This window comes from Hymenobacter sp. YC55, assembly GCF_029433095.1.
In the GTDB taxonomy this organism is placed as follows: domain Bacteria; phylum Bacteroidota; class Bacteroidia; order Cytophagales; family Hymenobacteraceae; genus Hymenobacter.
Genome location: NZ_JARNTX010000003.1, coordinates 432,417 through 449,064, shown reverse-complemented (window position 1 = coordinate 449,064; position 16,648 = coordinate 432,417). Strand labels below are relative to the sequence as shown.

The window sequence follows — 16,648 nt, the reverse complement described above, 5'->3', positions numbered from 1 at the left end:
CTGGTAGTGGGGCCGCGCGGGGCCTATCAGGTTAGCAAGTGGGCGCTTAGTGGACGGGCAGCTCGATTTCCTCGGGCCGGCTGGCTACCACCGGGCTTTTGCGGAGCCGGGAAAGCAGCAGTCCAATCAAAAAGATGGTCAGCGTACCGACCACGATAATCATGCTTTTGTGCAACGGGTTACGGAGCGGGCCAAAGCTCTCGGGCAGGCTGGGCGAGAACGTCATCCAAAGAATAACCAGCACGCCAATAGCGGTGGCCGTCAGGGCTTCGTGGTTGCGGGTTTGGCGGCTGATAACGGCCAGCAGAAACAACCCAAGCATGCCCGCCGCAAAAATCCCGGACAGTTCCCACCAAACGTCCAGCACGCTTTTCACCCCAATCATGGCAATGCCGGTGCCCATGCCCATCAGCCCGACCACTACCGTGCCGAGGTGCAGCATGCGCATGGTTTGCCGGCCGCTGAGGTTGGGCTTGAAGTACCGCTCGTAGATGTCGGCGGTGAAGACGGTGGCCGAGGCATTCATGCCGGAGCTAATAGTGCTCATGGCCGCCGACAGGATGGCCGACACGATGAGCCCGACGAAGCCCGGCGGAATCTTGGTGACCATGAAGTGCGGCATCACCTTGTCGCCGTAGTCGGTGGGTAGCAGCTGCGCAGCTGCTTGGCTGATTTGGGCCACGGAGGCGGTGAGCGGCAACCGTTCGGCGGCTACTTTCAATTTCACGGCCTCAATCAGCTCGGGGTGCACTTGGTAGTAAGCAAACAGCGCCGTACCGATAACAAAGAACAGCAGCGAAGCCGGCAAATACAGCAGCACGCATAGCCAAATGGATTTGGCGGCCTGCTTGGCCGACGCCGCCGTGTGGTAGCGCTGCACGTAGTTCTGGTCGACCCCGAAATTGTTGAGGTTGATAAAGAAACCGTAAAGCAGCACCACCCAAAATGTGGATTGGGTGAAGTCAGGCGCGAAACCACCCAAGCTGAACTTGTCGTTTTGCTGGCCGATGGTGCCAATGTTGGCTACGCCGCCCGGCATATTCTCGACAATCAGATACAGAATCAGCAGCGCCCCAAAGGTCTTGATAACGCCCTGCACCACCTCGGTCCAGATAACGGCCTCAATGCCGCCGAGCACGGTGTACACGATGATGCAAATGCCCGTCACCAGCATAATCATCTCCATCGAAAAGCCCGTCAGGGCCTGCAACGTGAGGGCAATACCGAAGAAAATAGAACCGATGCGCGCCAGTTGCGTCAGCAGAAAACACACCACCGCGTAGGTGCGGGCCCAACTCCCGAAACGCTTTTCCAGGTGCGTATAAGCTGAAATCTCGCCGGTGCTGCGGTAGAACGGCACAAAGTAGCGGGCCGCCACCCACGCCGCCAGCGGCATCGAGACGCTGAACACAAACGCGTTCCAGTTGGTACCGAATGCCTTGCCCGGCACGCCCAAGAAGGTGTTGCTACTCAGAAAAGTAGCGTAGATGGACATGCCAATGGCCCAACCCGGAATCGAGCCGGAGGCACTGGAGTATTGTTCGGGATTTTTGTTTTTGCGGGCGAAATACACCCCCACGGCTATCATAGCCACCAGGTAGAGCGCAATAATGGCCAGGTCGAGAACTCGCAGATTGTTCATAAGACAATATTGTCGAAATGCGGAGAATCCTTGCCTGAAACCTTTAGTAGCAGTATCAATAGCAAATTTACCTGCCCCTGCTACAGGGTTGGTGTATGATTTTCCCTTCCTATTGTAGCATCTTCGCCTCCCTAGATTTTTCCAGGTTTTATTGCACTTCCAACCCCGATACGCTGAGCCCGGCGGCATCAGTACCACTGAATTTGATCTTGTAGCTGCCCGCGTTGATCATCGAGCCGGTGGAGCTAGCCAGGTAGTTCCACTTGCCGGGTTTGGAAGGCACCAGTTCCACCTCTTCTTCCTTAAGCACCGTGCCATCGGCCAGGGCCACGGAAAGCTTGCCTTTCAGCGGCTTAGCTAGCTGGTTAGCGTAGCGCAAGGTCAGAGAATACGTATCAGCAACGCCTACGCTGATGGTCCATTCCACGGCCCCACCGGTGGCTTCTTTGAAGGTAACACTTTCCTTTTCGTGCACCACGTCTTTCACCACGCCGGCCCCCGAGAGGCGGGCCGTAGCCGGCTTGTAGCCAGTCACGGGCTTGAGGTCGTAAGCTGGCTCGATGGTGGTGGCGCGGTTGACGGCCACCAGGTAAGGCAAAGCGTCCGGGGCAGCGGCGCGGCTATTGGGGCCGAGCGTGACGGTAGTGCCGGCCGGAAACCGCTTGCGGTACACGCGGAACGTGCGGCCACCGGCGTAGCTGATTTCCAGCGTGGTTTTGGTGTCCTCGTACTCGCGCAGCCAAGCGGGCGCGGTGCTTTGCTTGGCATCCAGATTGATGTACACATCGGCCGCGGTGGTTACCTGGAAGGTAGCGCGGGGCTTATTCGCGGAAGCTACATTTAGCGGCGCCCGCAGCCACTCGGCGCCGTACAAAGCGGAAGGCAAACTGCTGAACGTGGCTTGGTCGTTGGTATAGGGGAAATTGCCGGTATCCAGCCAGGTTTGGGTTGTCCATTGCCCCGCCGAGCCTTGGTCGGCTACGGTCAGGCCACTGATAACGGGCTGCGGGGCGGGCGCGGACTTCGCAGTGGCGTCGGGGCTGGCAATAGCAATACCGGAAATCAGGGCCTGCCCGGATGCTACGTGCGGAAACGACACGACGAGCTGCCCATCCGTTACGCGCACTTTCACCGTCTTTTTCAGGGCTTGGTCGTGGCCCGCTTCCTTCCAGATGTCCAGGTCCTTAAGTACTGTCTGGTTGTTAACGGCCACATCGAACAAGCGCCAGCCGGTGCAGTCGAGCCCGCCGCCGGTGCCGAGCCAGGGCTCCACGAAGTACAGTTCCACCATGTATTCGCCGTTGGGCACCGGGAAGGCGTAGCGCAGCTTTTCGCGGCCGTAGCGGAAACTCTGAAACAGCGGCCAGTCGGTGGTGCCTTGGATGGGGTCGTGGGTGCGGCGCTGGCTGGCGAAGAACGGCGACAAGCCGGGAAAGTCCCGCGTCCACGACTCGGAACCCCAGGTTTGGGAGTTGGTGCGGGGCTGGTCGGCCTGCCAAGTGCTGCCGTGGCGGTCCACGTACGCCGGCCCGCCGCAGTTCACCCGGTACAGGTAATTGTGGCCCGGCTGCGGGGCCGTTATGGGTTGGGCATCGGCTAGAAACGCCCTGAAGCCGGGCGCTGCGGGTAAGTGGTTGAGCACGATGTAGTCGCGGGCCACGGCCTTGCCGGCCACGTAGCCCACGGCGTAGAGCACGTTGTAGCGTACGTCCACCCCGTCCCACTGGAAATGGGTGCCGATGCCGGCGCGGGTTTTGCGGCCGAGCGAGGCGGCATTTACGTCGTTGAACAGCTCCACTTCGTCGCAGTTCGAATACACCGCAATGCTGTCTTTGCGCCCCGGTTTCAGCCACCGGTCGGGCCAGGTGTGCGAGGCAATGTAGACCATGGGCTCTTTGTCCTTGGGAGCGTAGTTGGCGCGGAACATGTAAAACGCGTCCGTTGGCTCTTCCCAGGGCGTCAGCAAGCCCTTATAGTTCACCGGGCCGATGCGGTCTAGTTCGCGCTGCCCCTCCCCGCCTTGCACCCGGCCGGGGTTGTCGTGGGAAGTGAACAGCCAGAAGAAGTGGCCCGCGGTTTTGTCTTTGGCCGCTTCCGCAAGGCGCACTTTCAGCTCCATAAGCTGCGTGAACCGGTCTTCGCTGAACGGACCACTGTTGAAAACGGGTGGGCCTTCGGAGTGCAGATCGAGGGTGCGCCAGGCGCCGTACTCGCCAATAAGCACCTGCCGCTCCACGTCGGCGGCGTAGGTGTTGGGGTCGCCGCCGTAGGTGCCGGTCCAGTTTTGGGGCACGTCCCAATCGGTACCCTTGCCCCCGTTGCAGGTCGTGACTTTGCGCTGCGCCGAAGCTGTGGGGTCGAGTTGGCGGATGAGGGCAGTACATTCGCGGGCGAAGTCTTCGGGCAAAGTGCTTTCGTTTTCCAGCCCCCACAGCACAATGGATGAGCTGTTGCGTCGCTCCTTCACCCAATCAACGAGCAAGGTTTTGAAATTCTGGCGAAATGCCGGGTTATCATACCACACGTGGGCGGCCAGCTGCGGCCACCATAGCAAGCCCAACGAATCCCAATTGGCTTGGTAGCGCAGGTTGTGGGGCTGGTGCGCGTCGCGGAAGGCATTGAAACCGGCCGCTTTCATTTGCTCTACCCGCGTCCGGATCTGCTCGGCCCCAAAGGCGTGGCTTTGGCCGAGCAAGTGTTCGTATTCGGCAATGCCGTTGATGAAAACGGGCTTGCCATTCAACAGAAACTGCTTGTGCTTGGCCGCGGCCGGGCCAATCGGCCAGCTAATCCAACGAATTCCATAGGGCGTTTCCAGTTCGTCGAGCACCTTTCCTTTCGCACGCACTTGCGTCACCAGCCGATACAGATACGGGTCGTCCAACGACCACAAATGCGGCTGCGTGAGCGTCGGCAGCAACTGTTGAACCTGCACGGTTTTGCCGGCTGCCAGCTTCTGCGTGGATTTAACTTCGGCCACCTTCTTGCCTTGCCGATCAAACAATTGATTAACCACAGTTACGGTTTGCGGCTTGCCGTAGTAGTTGCGCACTTCCGAATCCACGTGCAGTTGCGCCGCCTGCGCCGACACGGTGGAATCGGCCCAGATGTGCACGCCAAACGGCTCGATCCGCACCGGATTGGTAACGATTAACTGTACCGGCCGGAAGATGCCCATCGGCTGCGAGCCTTCCGAAAAACCTCTTTCCTCAGAGCAGCCCCCGCACACCCACGGCAAATCCTGAATGCCAGCTGGATGGTCGGCCCGGACGGCCAGCACGTTGGGGCGGCCATCAAGCAGCACGGCTTCGGTTACGTCCAGGGTAAAGGTGGTGCGGCCACCGGCGTGCGTGCCCACCGGCCGGCCGTTCAGCCACACCGTCGCGTAGGAGCCCACGCCTTCGAAAAACAGGAAATACCGGGCGTCCTTTTGTGCGGCCTTCACGGGGAAGGTTTTGCGGTACCAGGCGTAGCCGTGGCGGTTGCCGTGGCGCAGCCGCCGGTAGCCTTCGTAGGCATCCCAATTGTGGGGCACTGCCACGGTTTGCCAGCTTTGGTCGTTGAAGTTGGGCTTTTCAAAGCCGTTGAAGGCCTGCTGGTTTTTGTCGTCGGCTACCGTGCGCCAATTGTCTAGCAGCGGCACCGCCACCCGCAGACCCGGCTGCCCCACTACTGCATTGGCAGTTAGCAGCCAGGAAAGCAACAGCAGAACGGAAGGCAGAGCAAAGCGGGGCATGGCAGATGTGTTAGAGCTAGGTTTTAGCACCCCTCCTTTTTCAAGCAGGGGTGGCCGGAGGCCGGGGTGGTTAACTAGAATTAGAAGCTAGTACTAGTCATCGTTGTAGCATGGGATAATCACCCTTAACGCACGCCGCTTGATGCGCGAAATTCAGCTGATGAACCAGCTACTAGCATCTTATTTCAACTTCAAATCAGCAGTTAACTTGTATATCTTGCCGGCTTTGGTTGGGAAGCGCGCTTGCTTAAAGCCGTAGTGCAACACGCATTCTTGGCCCGCTTCTGATTTGATTTCCAGCTGTTGCAACGCGCCTTTCTGCCACTGCATATCCACCACGAAGCCCCCGCGGGCACGCAAGCCGCGGATGGTGCCGTCGGGCCAAGCGGTGGGGAGGGCGGGCAGCAGGTCGAGGTAGCCGGCGTGGCTTTGCAGCAGCAGTTCCGCCATGCCGGCCGCGCCACCGAAGTTGCCGTCGATTTGGAAGGGTGGGTGGGCATCAAACAGATTTTTGTACACGCCGCCCTGCTCGCTGCCCGTGGCGTTTTCGGCCGGGGAGAGCAGCTTTTCCAGTATCCGCAGGGCGTGGTTGCCATCCTTGAAGCGCGCCCATAGGTTGACTTTCCAAGCCAAGCTCCAGCCGGTGCCTTCGTCGCCGCGTTGCGTCAGGGAGGTTTGCGCCGCTTGCATCAGCTTCGGGTTGGTGTCCCAAGTGATATCGGTGCCGGGAAACACGCCCCACACGTGCGAAACGTGGCGGTGCGTATCAGTGGGGTCGTCTTTGTCTTCCAGCCACTCTTGCAGTTGCCCGTGCTTGCCGATTTGGTTGGGGGCTATCTGGCTGGCTTTTTCGGTAAGGGTTTGCCGGAAAGCGGCATCGGTGCCGAGAGCTTGCGCGGCGGCGCTGCAGTTCTTGAACAGTTCCCGAATCAGTTGGTGGTCCATGGTGGGACCGGCCACTAGGCCGCCGTGCTCGGGCGAGTTGGAAGGCGTGCTGATCAGCCAGCCGGTGCGCGGGTCGGGTACCAAGAAATCCAGAAAGAACGTGGCCGCCTCCTTCATGAAGGGGTAGTGCTGACGCAGAAACTTTTTGTCGTGCGTGAACTGGTAATGCTCCCAAAGGTGCTGGCTCAGCCAAGCCGCTCCCGTCACCCAAATCCCGTGGTTGGAGGCGTTGATGGGCGCCGTGCCGCGCCACAAATCGGTGTTGTGGTGCAGCACCCACCCGCGGGCGTTGTAGTGCTCTTTGGCCGTGACTTTACCGGCCGCCGCCGTTTCGCCGATCAGCTGCATCAGCGGCGCCGTGCAAGCCGACAGCCCAAGCACCTCAGCCGGCCAGTAGTTCATTTGCAGGTTGATATTGGTGGTGTACTTGCTGCCCCATGAAGGCGTCAACGACTCGTTCCAGATGCCCTGCAAATTGGCCGCCTGCCCCCCCGCCCGCGACGATGAAATCAGCAAGTAGCGCCCGTACTGCATATACAGCGCCAGTAGCGCCGGGTCAGCGGCAGGGCTGAACTGCTTGATCCGAGCATCGATGGGGAGCTTTTCGTTTTGGCTGTGCCCCAAGTCCACGGAAAAGCCATTGAACAGCCCTTGATAGTCGCGGATGTGTTCGGTTTTGAGGTCAGCGAAGGACTTGCCACTGCCGTTGCGTAGCGTCTGCTCGACCCGTTTCTCAGGTTGGGCATTGGCTTGCTGATAGTTCTCGAAGTTGGTGGCGGCCGTCAGGGTGAAAGTGGCTTCGTCGGCGTTTTCTAGCTTGATCTGACTGTCAGTCACCGTTACCTTGCCGCGCTTGGCATCTACGCGCAGATAGCTCACGCCGCGCAGCACTCCGTCGCGCACTTGCACGGCTAAGGCCAGCGTGTGGTCGTCAATGCGGTACACCTTCTGGTTTTTGTGCGGACTTTGCAGTTGAGCGCTCAGGCTGATGCGGCCTTTTTGGTCGGCCGTCAACCGGCAAACCAGGGCGTTGCGTGGGGCACTAGCGAAGTACTCCCGGGTGAACGTCACTCCGGCCTGCTTGTACTGCGTCCGGGCCACGGCTTGGCTGATGTTTAACTCCCGTTGGTACTCCGTGGCGGCACCCTTCTGCGTGAAATCCAGCAGCACGTCGCCGAAGGGCTGATACGAGGCTTGGTAGCTCGGAAACAACGGGGGCTTGTCGTCTTGGATCCAGTACTGCCAGGCTGGATTCAAGGGCACGCCGGTGGCCGGGTCGGCGCCCTCGGGGTACACCACCAGTACCGGTTGCTGCTCCTTCACGCCAATCAGGCCGCCCTTGTCATAGAAGTTGAGCACCTGCACCAGCAACTGATTCACGCCGGGGCGCAACACGGCGGCGGGCACTTGGTAGCGCCGCTTCTTGCTGATACCCTCGTCGGTGCCAACTTGCGTGCCGTTCACGTAGGTTATGTCCACGTCGCGGATGCGGCCTAGGCTGAGCGTGAGGTTTTTGCCTGCCCACGCTGCGGGCAGTTCGAAGGTGGTTTTAAACCACACGGCCCCGTCTAATCCTTCAAGGCCGGCACTTTCCCACCCGTTGGGCGTGGGCAGCTTCAACGGTTTCCACGGGTGAGTGGACGCCGCGGCTTCCGCTACGGTGGTGGCTTGCACCTGCTTGAGCCACGCGGTTTTTTGAGCGTCGTATTCTTTTTCATGGTCCCGCACGCCCATAAAATGCTCGGCGGCCAAGGCTTCTGCCTCAGCCTGCTTGCCCTCGGCCAGCAACTGCCGGATAGGCTGCAAGTACTGCGCCGCACCGGGGCGATTGTAGTTGCGCGGCCGCCCGGTCCAGAGCGTGGTTTCGTTGAACTGAATCCGCTCCTGCTCTACTCCGCCGAACACCATCCCGCCTAGCCTGCCATTGCCAATCGGCAGGGCATCGGTCCATTTTGCGGCCGGCTGCGCGTACCAGAGCCTCAACGGTTGCTGCCCCGCACAGATGGTAGCCGTTAGCCAGCACAAGAATGCAAGAAGAACAGTAAGGCGTGGGTGGGGCATGGGTGGATTTAATTCAATTGTGCTCTGGAAACTAGATACCTAGTTCACCGCTACTTTTTCCTTCACCGATTCGTCTTGGCTTACCGGGGCTTTCACGTACTTGAAGTTGTTGTTTTGCAGCACGATGTTGCGGGTTTTGGCGCCTTTTAGCTTGAGGAAGGTTTCGGTGCCGGCGGCCGGAAATGCGTTGTACACGAAGGCGTCTTCGGTGTTGGTTAGCTCTAGAAGTGGAGTGGTGACGGAGGGCATGGCGCTGCGGATGCCGTCGAGCCAGAGTTGCTGCACGTTTTCGGCGCGCACGGCGGGGCCGGCGGCAGGGTTTACCTGCACATTGTGGAAGGCGATGTTGCGCGCCTCCTTCACCGTGAAGCCCTGCTTGGCGTCGATGTTCATGTTGCTGAACGTGACGTTTTCGATGGGCATCTCGGCGAGGCCGTTGAGTAGGCCCGCTTGGTTGCCCTCGGCGGTGATGTTGCTGAAATGAATGTTGCGGAACCGCGGCGTACGCTCCGTGACGGGCTCGGCCGGGGAGTTGGCGTACTGCATGTCCAGCACGATGATTTGCTCGCGGATGTTCTTCATCACCACGTTATCCACCCGTATATCCTCGACCACCCCACCCCTACCGCGGGCCGTTTTGATGCGGATGCCACGGTCGGTGCCGTCGAAGATGCAGTTGGAAATAGTGATTTTCTTTACGCCCCCCGACATCTCGCTGCCAATCACTACGCCGCCGTGTCCCGAGAGCATGGTGCAGTTGGTGATGGTGTAGTTTTCGGCCGGCACGTTCATCTTGCGCCCCGCCCGGTCCTTGCCCGACTTGATGGTGATGCAGTCGTCGCCGACGCTGATGTGGCAGTTGGCGATGTGCACATTGCGGCACGACTCGGGGTTGATGCCGTCGGTGTTGGGCGAAGGCGGGTTGTTGATGGTGACGCCGGTGATGGTCACGTTTTCGCAGAACTCGGGGTTCACCGTCCAGAACGGCGAGTTGCGGATGGTGATGCCTTCGATCTGCACGTTTTTGCAGTACATCGGCTGGATGAACGGCGGCCGCAGAAAGCCTCGCTCTATCACGCCGGGCAGGTCGGGTTTCAGGATGTTGGCGTTGAGACGGAAGAATTCCTGCTGCCATTTCGAATCCTGACTTTTGCGCGAGGCACCCTCCGCGAAATCCCACCACTTTTTGCCTTGCCCATCAATGGTGCCGCGCCCCTTGATAGTGATGTTCTCGGCCTTGTAGGCATAGAAAAACGGCGAAAAGGTCTTGACATCAATGCCCTCGTAGCGCGACTCTACCATGGGCAGGTAATCGTCGAAATTGTCGCTGAAGTAAAGCACGGCGCCGGCTCCTATGTCAATAGTGATGTTGCTTTTAAGATGAATCGGGCCGGTTCGGTACTTGCCCGCCGGGAAGTACACCGTGCCGCCGCCCGCTTTGGCGGCCGCGTCAATGGCTTTCTTGATGGCCGCCGTGGCCAGCTTGGTGCTGTCGTTGCGGGCACCGTATTTCAACACATTGTAGTACTGTTGCGCTTGTGCGGCCGTAGCGCAAAGCAAGAACAGCAAGCAAAAACCACTGAAACGAAGGAAGTTGTATTGCATATCGAATCTTTACTAGGGGGCAGAAGTCCTGAACGGTTGGGCTAACTTGCCGATGCATCTCGCTTAACTTGTGGCCTTTGGCGTTGCAGTTTCGGCACGTGTGAGAACTCAACTATCAGCTTGGAAGCTTGGCGGTAACTTTTTTCAGCTCCTTGCCATGGTAGATTTCCTTGCCGTCGGCGAAGATGCGCAGGCCCTGGCCTTTGTTGTATTTGGCGCCGGTTTTGTCCCAAAGCACCGTGAGCAGGCGGCCGTGGTAGCGTACTTGGTCGAGGCAGAAGTAGTCCCATTTGCCTTGTGGCACCAGCGGAAAAAGCTCCACTACGTTGTCGGGGCGGGGTTTGAGGCCGACTAGCCCGGTGATGATGAGGTCGGCGAAACCGGAGTGGTTGTAGTAGCTGCTGCGCGGGTTGTCGCCCTTTAGCCACTCGCCGTTTTTCTCGTCCTGGTACTCGCCGATGTAGGGCACGCCGTTTTTCTGGTGCGACTGCGCGTATTTGCGCAGCTCATCAAAGTACACCTGCGCGCTCATGCCGTCCTGGTTTTTGTACTCGGTCAGCAGGTTGGCGAGGCCCTTCAGGGTTTGGGTGGTGGCGTAGGGCCACACCGCGCCGTCCCACTCGCAGCCGTGGCCCGAGCCGTGGGTGCGGAAGCCGGGGGCGCGCCGCTCGGCCGTGGTGATGCCCCACGGCGCCCGGAAGCCGGCTGTGTCGGTGAGGTGGGTCCACTGCTTGGCGTAGGAGGGTTTGTCGGCGGGCAACGAGAAGTACCACGGAATGTAGCCGAGCTCCTCGCGGGCTTCGCAGAGGCCCCCTTTTTCGTATTGCACTTTAAAGAAGGTGCCTTTCTCGTCCCACAAGGTGCGCTGCACGTCGGCGCGGAGTTGCTTGGCTTTCTGCGCGTACCTGGTTTGCAGCGTATCGTTTTTCACTAGCTTGGCCATGGCGGTCATGGCCTTGGCGTTGCCGTACATGTAGCTGTTGATGGTGGGGCGCACATTCTTTTCCTTGCGGCTGCCGCTGATGGATTCTTCCATGGCGTCGCGCACATCAAACTGCCAGAACATGCCGTTGGGCAGCATTTTTTCCTTTTCCCACTGCCGGTAATCGGTGTGTAGCACGGGCAGCAGCTCTTGCACCATGGCCTTGTTGGGGCTGACCAGATACATGCTGTATACCGCGTCCTGCAACCAACTGCTAAAGGCGCGCAGCTTGGGCTTGGGCTGCTTGGGGTCGGCGAACAGCCAGAACCGCAGGTACTGGTCGATGTACTGCGGGTCGTGCAGCCAGCGGCCTTCGTTGAGGTGATGCCCCAAGGCGCTGCTGATGGTGTTGTGCTTGCCCGCGTGGTTCATCGGGGTGATGAATTCCGTGAACACATAGCCGTCGGGCGTTTGCTTGAGGTGCTTGCGGTAAGTCCACCAGCGGTAGTAGTAGGTTTGCTGCAACAACGAATCGGGGCACTCGAACAGCGGCACTTGCTCGGCCAGCCAGTCGGCGGCTAGGGCATTGGGCACGTGGTTGACGACCGTCTCCTGGTCCATGCTGTTGAACCAGGCCACGCTGGAGCGCAGCTTGTCGGTGGTTAGCACAAACGGCGGGCGCTGCTGCGCTACGGCAGCGTTAGGTGCTTGCCAATTGAGAAATCCGAGGAAGAAGAGAAGTGCTTTCGTTTGCAACCGCATGGTGGGAGTTAGGGCTTTTCGGCGTCTCTTATTCAAATAACCAGTCTATTTCCTTGGCTTGCTCGCCCCCGCCGCCAAGGCCGGCGTTGTAGGTGCGCAGCGGCTGGCTGGCATCCACGAAGCCGAGAATCAGGCAGGCGCCGCGGCTGAGGTTGAGGGTGTGCGTACCGGCTTTGAACGTATAAGCATGCACATTAACGGCTGGCTGACCCGCTACTACCAGCCCGTTGGCAATCTTGACGTCGGCCTGGCCGTAGTCGTTGGCGCTGGCATCGATTTCAAGCTGCGGCGCGGGCAGGTAGCGCGAACTTTTCTGGCTGAAATAACCCACCAGCACTTGTACCGGCTTGGTGGTCGTGAAGCGCAGTTCCGTGCCGTTTTTGCGCTGCTGAGCGGCACTTAGGCGCACGCCTTTCAAGCCGGCTAGCTCCGGTGCAAGCTCCGTAATCTGAGTTGTAGTATCCGCGAAAACTGGCTGCCCCGCCGCTACCAAGTACGTGCCCGCTTTCGTGAGCAGCGTAACGGGGGCGTTGCGCAAGGCCAACGACTTCTGCGAGGCGGGCAGCGCCTTCACGGCTTTCAGCGAGTCGATGCTGTGGCGCAGGTTGGTTAGCTCCCGCTGATACACGGGCAGCATTTCCGCCCACGTGATGTAGGTGGCATCCACACCGCGCATCGGGATTTTGCGCTGCGCAGTTTGCATGCTGTTGGCGTAGAGGTAGGTATTCTTGGTGAGGTCCACCATTTTCTGCCAGTGCTGCACACTGCGTTCCAACGCGGGCACGGCGGCTTCTAGGTCGGTTACATTCTTGCTGTACTTATAGCGCAGCACTTGCAAGGCGGCGCGCACTTTCTCGGCGTAGAAATCAGCCAGCACGGCCTGGCAGTACATATCGTTTTTGATGCGCGCAAACTCCGCTTGGTTTTTGGTAACGGACGGGGCGGCGCGCTCAATGGCGGCCACGGCGGCTTTGCCGTGCGCTTGCACTTCGTCGGCCACTTGGGGTGGAGTTTCGCCGATGTGCTTCTGCCCTTTGGCTTCTTTCTCAGCGTACTCGATAATCATCTCGCCCTCCGGCGCCTCCGACTCGTAGAGCAGCGTAAACAGGCCGTAGCGCTTGGGGTTGATGAGCTGGCCCATGAGCATGCCTAGCGTCAGGGTCTGGCGGTTGCCGTCGGTGATGCCGTAGCGGCGCAGCAGTTTCGGCTCGATTTCGCCGGCTTGCTCGTAGGCTTCCAGCACTTGCTTGCCGGCCTCAGCGGTGGTGCCGAACTGCTCGCCTAGCTCCTGGCCCCAATACTTCACCTCGGCTGGCCGGGGGCGGTCGGCTTTCCAGGCGTAGCGCGACCAGGCCTTGTACCACATCCAGTCCCGGTCGATTTGCAGCAGGCGCTCCGGGGCTTTGTCGGCGGTGTAGGGCCAGTCCCAATACGAGGCCTGCGGGTAGAGGTGCAGGCCGTTGGCGCCGTAGATGCTGTGCATGGCCTGCACCGATTTCTGGATGAAATCGGCCGAGCCGTAGCGGAACGGCTCCAGGTTGGCCAGGATGTGCACGTTTTCGATGTGGACCGAATTCATGCCACTCAAGGTGCGGTGCAATTCAGCCCAGGAGCCGCGCGGGGTGTAGGTGGTCAGCGCCTCGCCGTTGAATTTGGCTTCGGTGTACAGGTTCTTGTAGAGCGGCAGCGCGGCGTTGATCACGCGGGGCGCGTCGGTGTCGTGGGCGCGCAGCACGATGGGTGGTAGCTCGGTTTGGCCGGAAGCTTTGAGGCCGTCGAGTACGCCCGGAATGATGGTTTTGTTGAACCAGTCCACGTCGTCTTGCCCGACGCCTTCCATGGCTTCGCCAAGCGCCACCATCAGGCCCACGTTGGGGTATTTCTCGACGAAGGCGGCAATGGATTTGCGGGTGTAGTCGGCAATGAGCGGTACGATGGGCCGGGCGCGGTCCTGGGTTTTGATGTTGTGGTGCTCGGCAAAGGGCTTGGACACAATGATGTTGTAGAACATCTGAATCACCCAAATACCGCGCTTATCGGCTTCCTCGGTTAGGAAGCGGTACATCTCTTCATTCTTTTTGAAGGTGGCATCGTCCACTTCCACCGCGTAGGGATAGTCTTTAAGGCGCACCAATGAGGCAAACGGGTGGCCATTCCAGAGGTAGAGCGAGTTCATGCGGTTGTCGGCCAGCATGTCGAGGTACTTCACCCATAGGGCTTTATCGTAGAGCCACGGAAACACTTCGGGCGTGTACGGGTACTCGTACACGGTGCGACCGGGCAAGTAATACGGCTTTTGGATGCCGATGCAGGCGCCGCGCATCACCATTTCGGGTTGCTCTTTCAGGCTTAGCTTCTCTTCTATTTTGCCTAGCGCTTTCACCTGCTCGGCCAGTTCCAGGCAGCCGTAGAGCACCCCGGAATTGTCGGTGCCGCTAATAAGAACAGTGTTTTTGTCGGCCGAGGTGATGGTGAAGCCTTCTTTGCCGGGCGCCGCGCCGGGCGTGGCGTGGTAAGTGGTAGCGGCCTGGGTCAGCAGCGCATCGGTGGCGCGGCCGATTACAATCTGGTTGCTCTTGCCACTAACTTTGTCTTGCTCGGTGATGCTGGCCTTGTAGCCGGCCGCTTGCAGGGCCGCCAGCAGCCGCTCGGCACCGTAGCGCAGGCGCGGGTGGGCTTTTTTAGGCAGCACGATAAGGCGCGTCTGAGCGGGCTTCGGGGGGGCGGCCGACGCGCCGGGGGCGGAAAGCAGCAGGCAGCCAATCAGGAACCAACTAGTTGCAAGGCACTTCCACAAACTCCAACGCATCGGCAGGTTTTTTGGGTGAAGACAATATTCTACCTCGTCAAAGTTATAGTGGCCAACCCCGCTTGCTTTATACCATCTTCTCCGCCTCTTATAGCATATTGCCACGGCGCCTCGGCAGCACCAACGCCTCTGCCAAGCCTCGTTTCGTTGGGCGCACGCACTACAATTGCACCAACTGAGCGCCGAACCCTTAGCAAAAAGCTCTCCTTACATAAGGAGTGTAGTCGAGCGCTAAAACGCGGTCTGCTGCCGCTTATAGGATTGAAACTATGGAGCTTGCTCAATGCGCGGCGGCACTTGCTAGCGGCAACTAACGCGCAGAATAAGGGTATTCCGGCTGGAAGTCCACCCGAACCGGGTGCACCCGTAGCGAATGATAACATCCTACACAGGGTCGAAAAAATGGTATAGGTAGCGGCTCTTTTTGTCTTGTTACTTAGCTGCGGTTTAACTCCTACCCTGCTCATGAAAAAATTCGCTCGTCCTCTTCTCGGTTTGGCAGTCTCCCTCGCCACGCAACAGGCCGCTCTGGCGCAGTATCCGCAGATTCCGGCTGATGTGCAGAAAGCTACCAACGACATGATGAAAGAGGCCCAGCGGCAATCAGACCTTGCCTGGGCCAAGGCCTACCCCATCATCCAGCGCGACGCCCAAAACGGTAAGCCCTACATTCCGTGGGCCGCCCGCCCGATTGATTTGCCCCAGTCGCCACTGCCGGCGTTTCCGGGAGCGGAAGGTGGTGGGGCGCACGCCTTCGGGGGGCGCGGCGGCAAGGTGTACGTGGTAACCAGCCTAGCCGACAGCGGCCCCGGCACACTGCGCGAAGCCTGTGAGCAAGGTGGCGCGCGCATTGTGGTGTTCAACGTGGCCGGCATTATTCGCTTGAAAAGCCCGCTCATCATTCGCGCGCCTTACATCACCATTGCGGGCCAAACTGCGCCCGGCGACGGTATCTGCGTGGCCGGCGAATCGGTGTGGCTGAACACGCACGACGTGATTATCCGGTACATGCGCTTCCGCCGCGGCGAAACCAACGTAGGCCGCCGCGACGATGCCATTGGGGGCAACCCGGTGGGCAACATCATGATAGACCACGTATCGGCCAGCTGGGGCTTGGACGAGAACATGTCGATGTACCGGCACATGTACAACGACAGCACCGGCATTCCCGAGCAGAAGCTGGGCACGGTCAACATCACCATTCAGAACTCTATCTTCTCGGAGTCGCTGGACACTTGGAACCACGCGTTTGGCAGCACGCTCGGGGGCGAGAACTGCACGTTCATGCGCAATCTGTGGGCCGACAACGCCGGCCGGAACCCGTCCATCGGCTGGAACGGCATTTTCAACTTCGCCAACAACGTGATGTTCAACTGGGTGCACCGCTCCACCGACGGCGGCGACTACCGGGCCATGTACAACATCATCAACAACTACTACAAGCCTGGCCCGCTCACGCCGAAAGATTCACCGGTCGGCCACCGGATTTTGAAGCCCGAATCGGGCCGCAGCAAGCTGAAGTACCAGGTGTACGGCCGCGCCTACGTGAACGGCAACATCATGGAAGGCAACGAGAAAGTAACCAAGGACAACTGGAACGGCGGCGTGCAGGTGGAGGAACTGGCCGACGCCGGCAAGTACACCGCCGACATGCGCGTGAACTCGCCCCTGCCCATGCCCGATATCACCATCATGCCCACCGAAAAGGCCTACCAATACGTGCTGGAAAACGCCGGCGCCACCCTACCCAAGCGCGACCCGGTGGATACGCGCATCGTGAAACAGGTGCGCACCGGCAAAATCGAGTACAAGGAAGGCGTGCCGCTGCCCGAAACGCAGTTCAAGCACCGCCGCCTTCCCATCGATTCCTACAAGCAGGGCATCATCACCGACATCAACCAGGTGGGCGGCTACCCCACCTACGCCGGCCAGCCTTACCAAGACACCGACAAGGACGGCATGCCCGATGCCTACGAAAAGAAAAACAAGCTGAACCCCAACGACGCCAACGACGCCAGCCAGGTACGCGGCAAAGACGGCTACACCAACATCGAAGTGTACCTGAACAGCGTGGTGCCCGTGAAGGAAGTAAGGCCGTCGTAGCACAGCCTATTAACTAGTTTTATACTTAGAAGTTAAAGAACTAGCTCTCCTCAGATGAAAAGG

7 protein-coding genes are annotated in these 16,648 nt (G+C 59.6%); 1 reads left to right on the top strand and 6 read right to left on the bottom strand.

Translation table 11 applies throughout. The features are described 5' to 3' along the window. Positions 1–46 precede the first annotated feature (46 nt). The 6 genes from P1X16_RS22215 to P1X16_RS22190 all read right to left on the bottom strand — a co-directional run bounded on the left by P1X16_RS22215 (position 47) and on the right by P1X16_RS22190 (position 14,482). Positions 47–1,642 (bottom strand): sodium:solute symporter, encoded by a 1,596-nt coding sequence (locus P1X16_RS22215; RefSeq protein WP_277233897.1) that lies wholly within the window; start codon positions 1,640–1,642, stop codon positions 47–49. Positions 1,643–1,790: 148 nt separating this feature from the next. Continuing rightward, positions 1,791–5,378: a malectin domain-containing carbohydrate-binding protein gene (locus P1X16_RS22210; RefSeq protein WP_277233894.1), complete on the bottom strand. Its 3,588-nt coding sequence runs from the start codon at positions 5,376–5,378 to the stop codon at positions 1,791–1,793. A gap of 180 nt (positions 5,379–5,558) precedes the next feature. After that, complete coding sequence (locus P1X16_RS22205; RefSeq protein WP_277233892.1) at positions 5,559–8,384, bottom strand: glycoside hydrolase N-terminal domain-containing protein; 2,826 nt, start codon at positions 8,382–8,384, stop codon at positions 5,559–5,561. A gap of 39 nt (positions 8,385–8,423) precedes the next feature. Beyond that, entirely contained in the window at positions 8,424–9,989 is a 1,566-nt protein-coding gene (locus tag P1X16_RS22200; RefSeq protein ID WP_277233891.1) for a glycoside hydrolase family 28 protein, read from the bottom strand. 115 nt (positions 9,990–10,104) lie between these two features. Further along, the gene (locus P1X16_RS22195) at positions 10,105–11,673 is read right to left on the bottom strand and encodes a glycosyl hydrolase family 65 protein (RefSeq protein WP_277233890.1); all 1,569 of its coding nucleotides are present in this window, start codon (positions 11,671–11,673) and stop codon (positions 10,105–10,107) included. A gap of 28 nt (positions 11,674–11,701) precedes the next feature. Continuing rightward, positions 11,702–14,482 carry a hypothetical protein gene (locus P1X16_RS22190; RefSeq protein WP_277233889.1) on the bottom strand — a complete coding sequence of 927 codons (2,781 nt, stop codon included), beginning with the start codon at positions 14,480–14,482 and terminating at the stop codon, positions 11,702–11,704. 465 nt (positions 14,483–14,947) lie between these two features. Here P1X16_RS22190 and P1X16_RS22185 point away from each other — a divergent pair, with 465 nt between their 5' ends. After that, the gene (locus tag P1X16_RS22185; protein ID WP_277233887.1) at positions 14,948–16,585 is read left to right on the top strand and encodes a polysaccharide lyase; all 1,638 of its coding nucleotides are present in this window, start codon (positions 14,948–14,950) and stop codon (positions 16,583–16,585) included. The last annotated feature ends 63 nt before the right edge of the window (positions 16,586–16,648 follow it).

Coding starts and splice junctions, on each gene's coding strand:
- P1X16_RS22215 (WP_277233897.1), bottom strand. CDS start 1,642: ATGAACAATCTGCGAGTTCTCGACCTGGCCATTATTGCGCTCTACCTG.
- P1X16_RS22210 (WP_277233894.1), bottom strand. CDS start 5,378: ATGCCCCGCTTTGCTCTGCCTTCCGTTCTGCTGTTGCTTTCCTGGCTG.
- P1X16_RS22205 (WP_277233892.1), bottom strand. CDS start 8,384: ATGCCCCACCCACGCCTTACTGTTCTTCTTGCATTCTTGTGCTGGCTA.
- P1X16_RS22200 (WP_277233891.1), bottom strand. CDS start 9,989: ATGCAATACAACTTCCTTCGTTTCAGTGGTTTTTGCTTGCTGTTCTTG.
- P1X16_RS22195 (WP_277233890.1), bottom strand. CDS start 11,673: ATGCGGTTGCAAACGAAAGCACTTCTCTTCTTCCTCGGATTTCTCAAT.
- P1X16_RS22190 (WP_277233889.1), bottom strand. CDS start 14,482: ATGCGTTGGAGTTTGTGGAAGTGCCTTGCAACTAGTTGGTTCCTGATT.
- P1X16_RS22185 (WP_277233887.1), top strand. CDS start 14,948: ATGAAAAAATTCGCTCGTCCTCTTCTCGGTTTGGCAGTCTCCCTCGCC.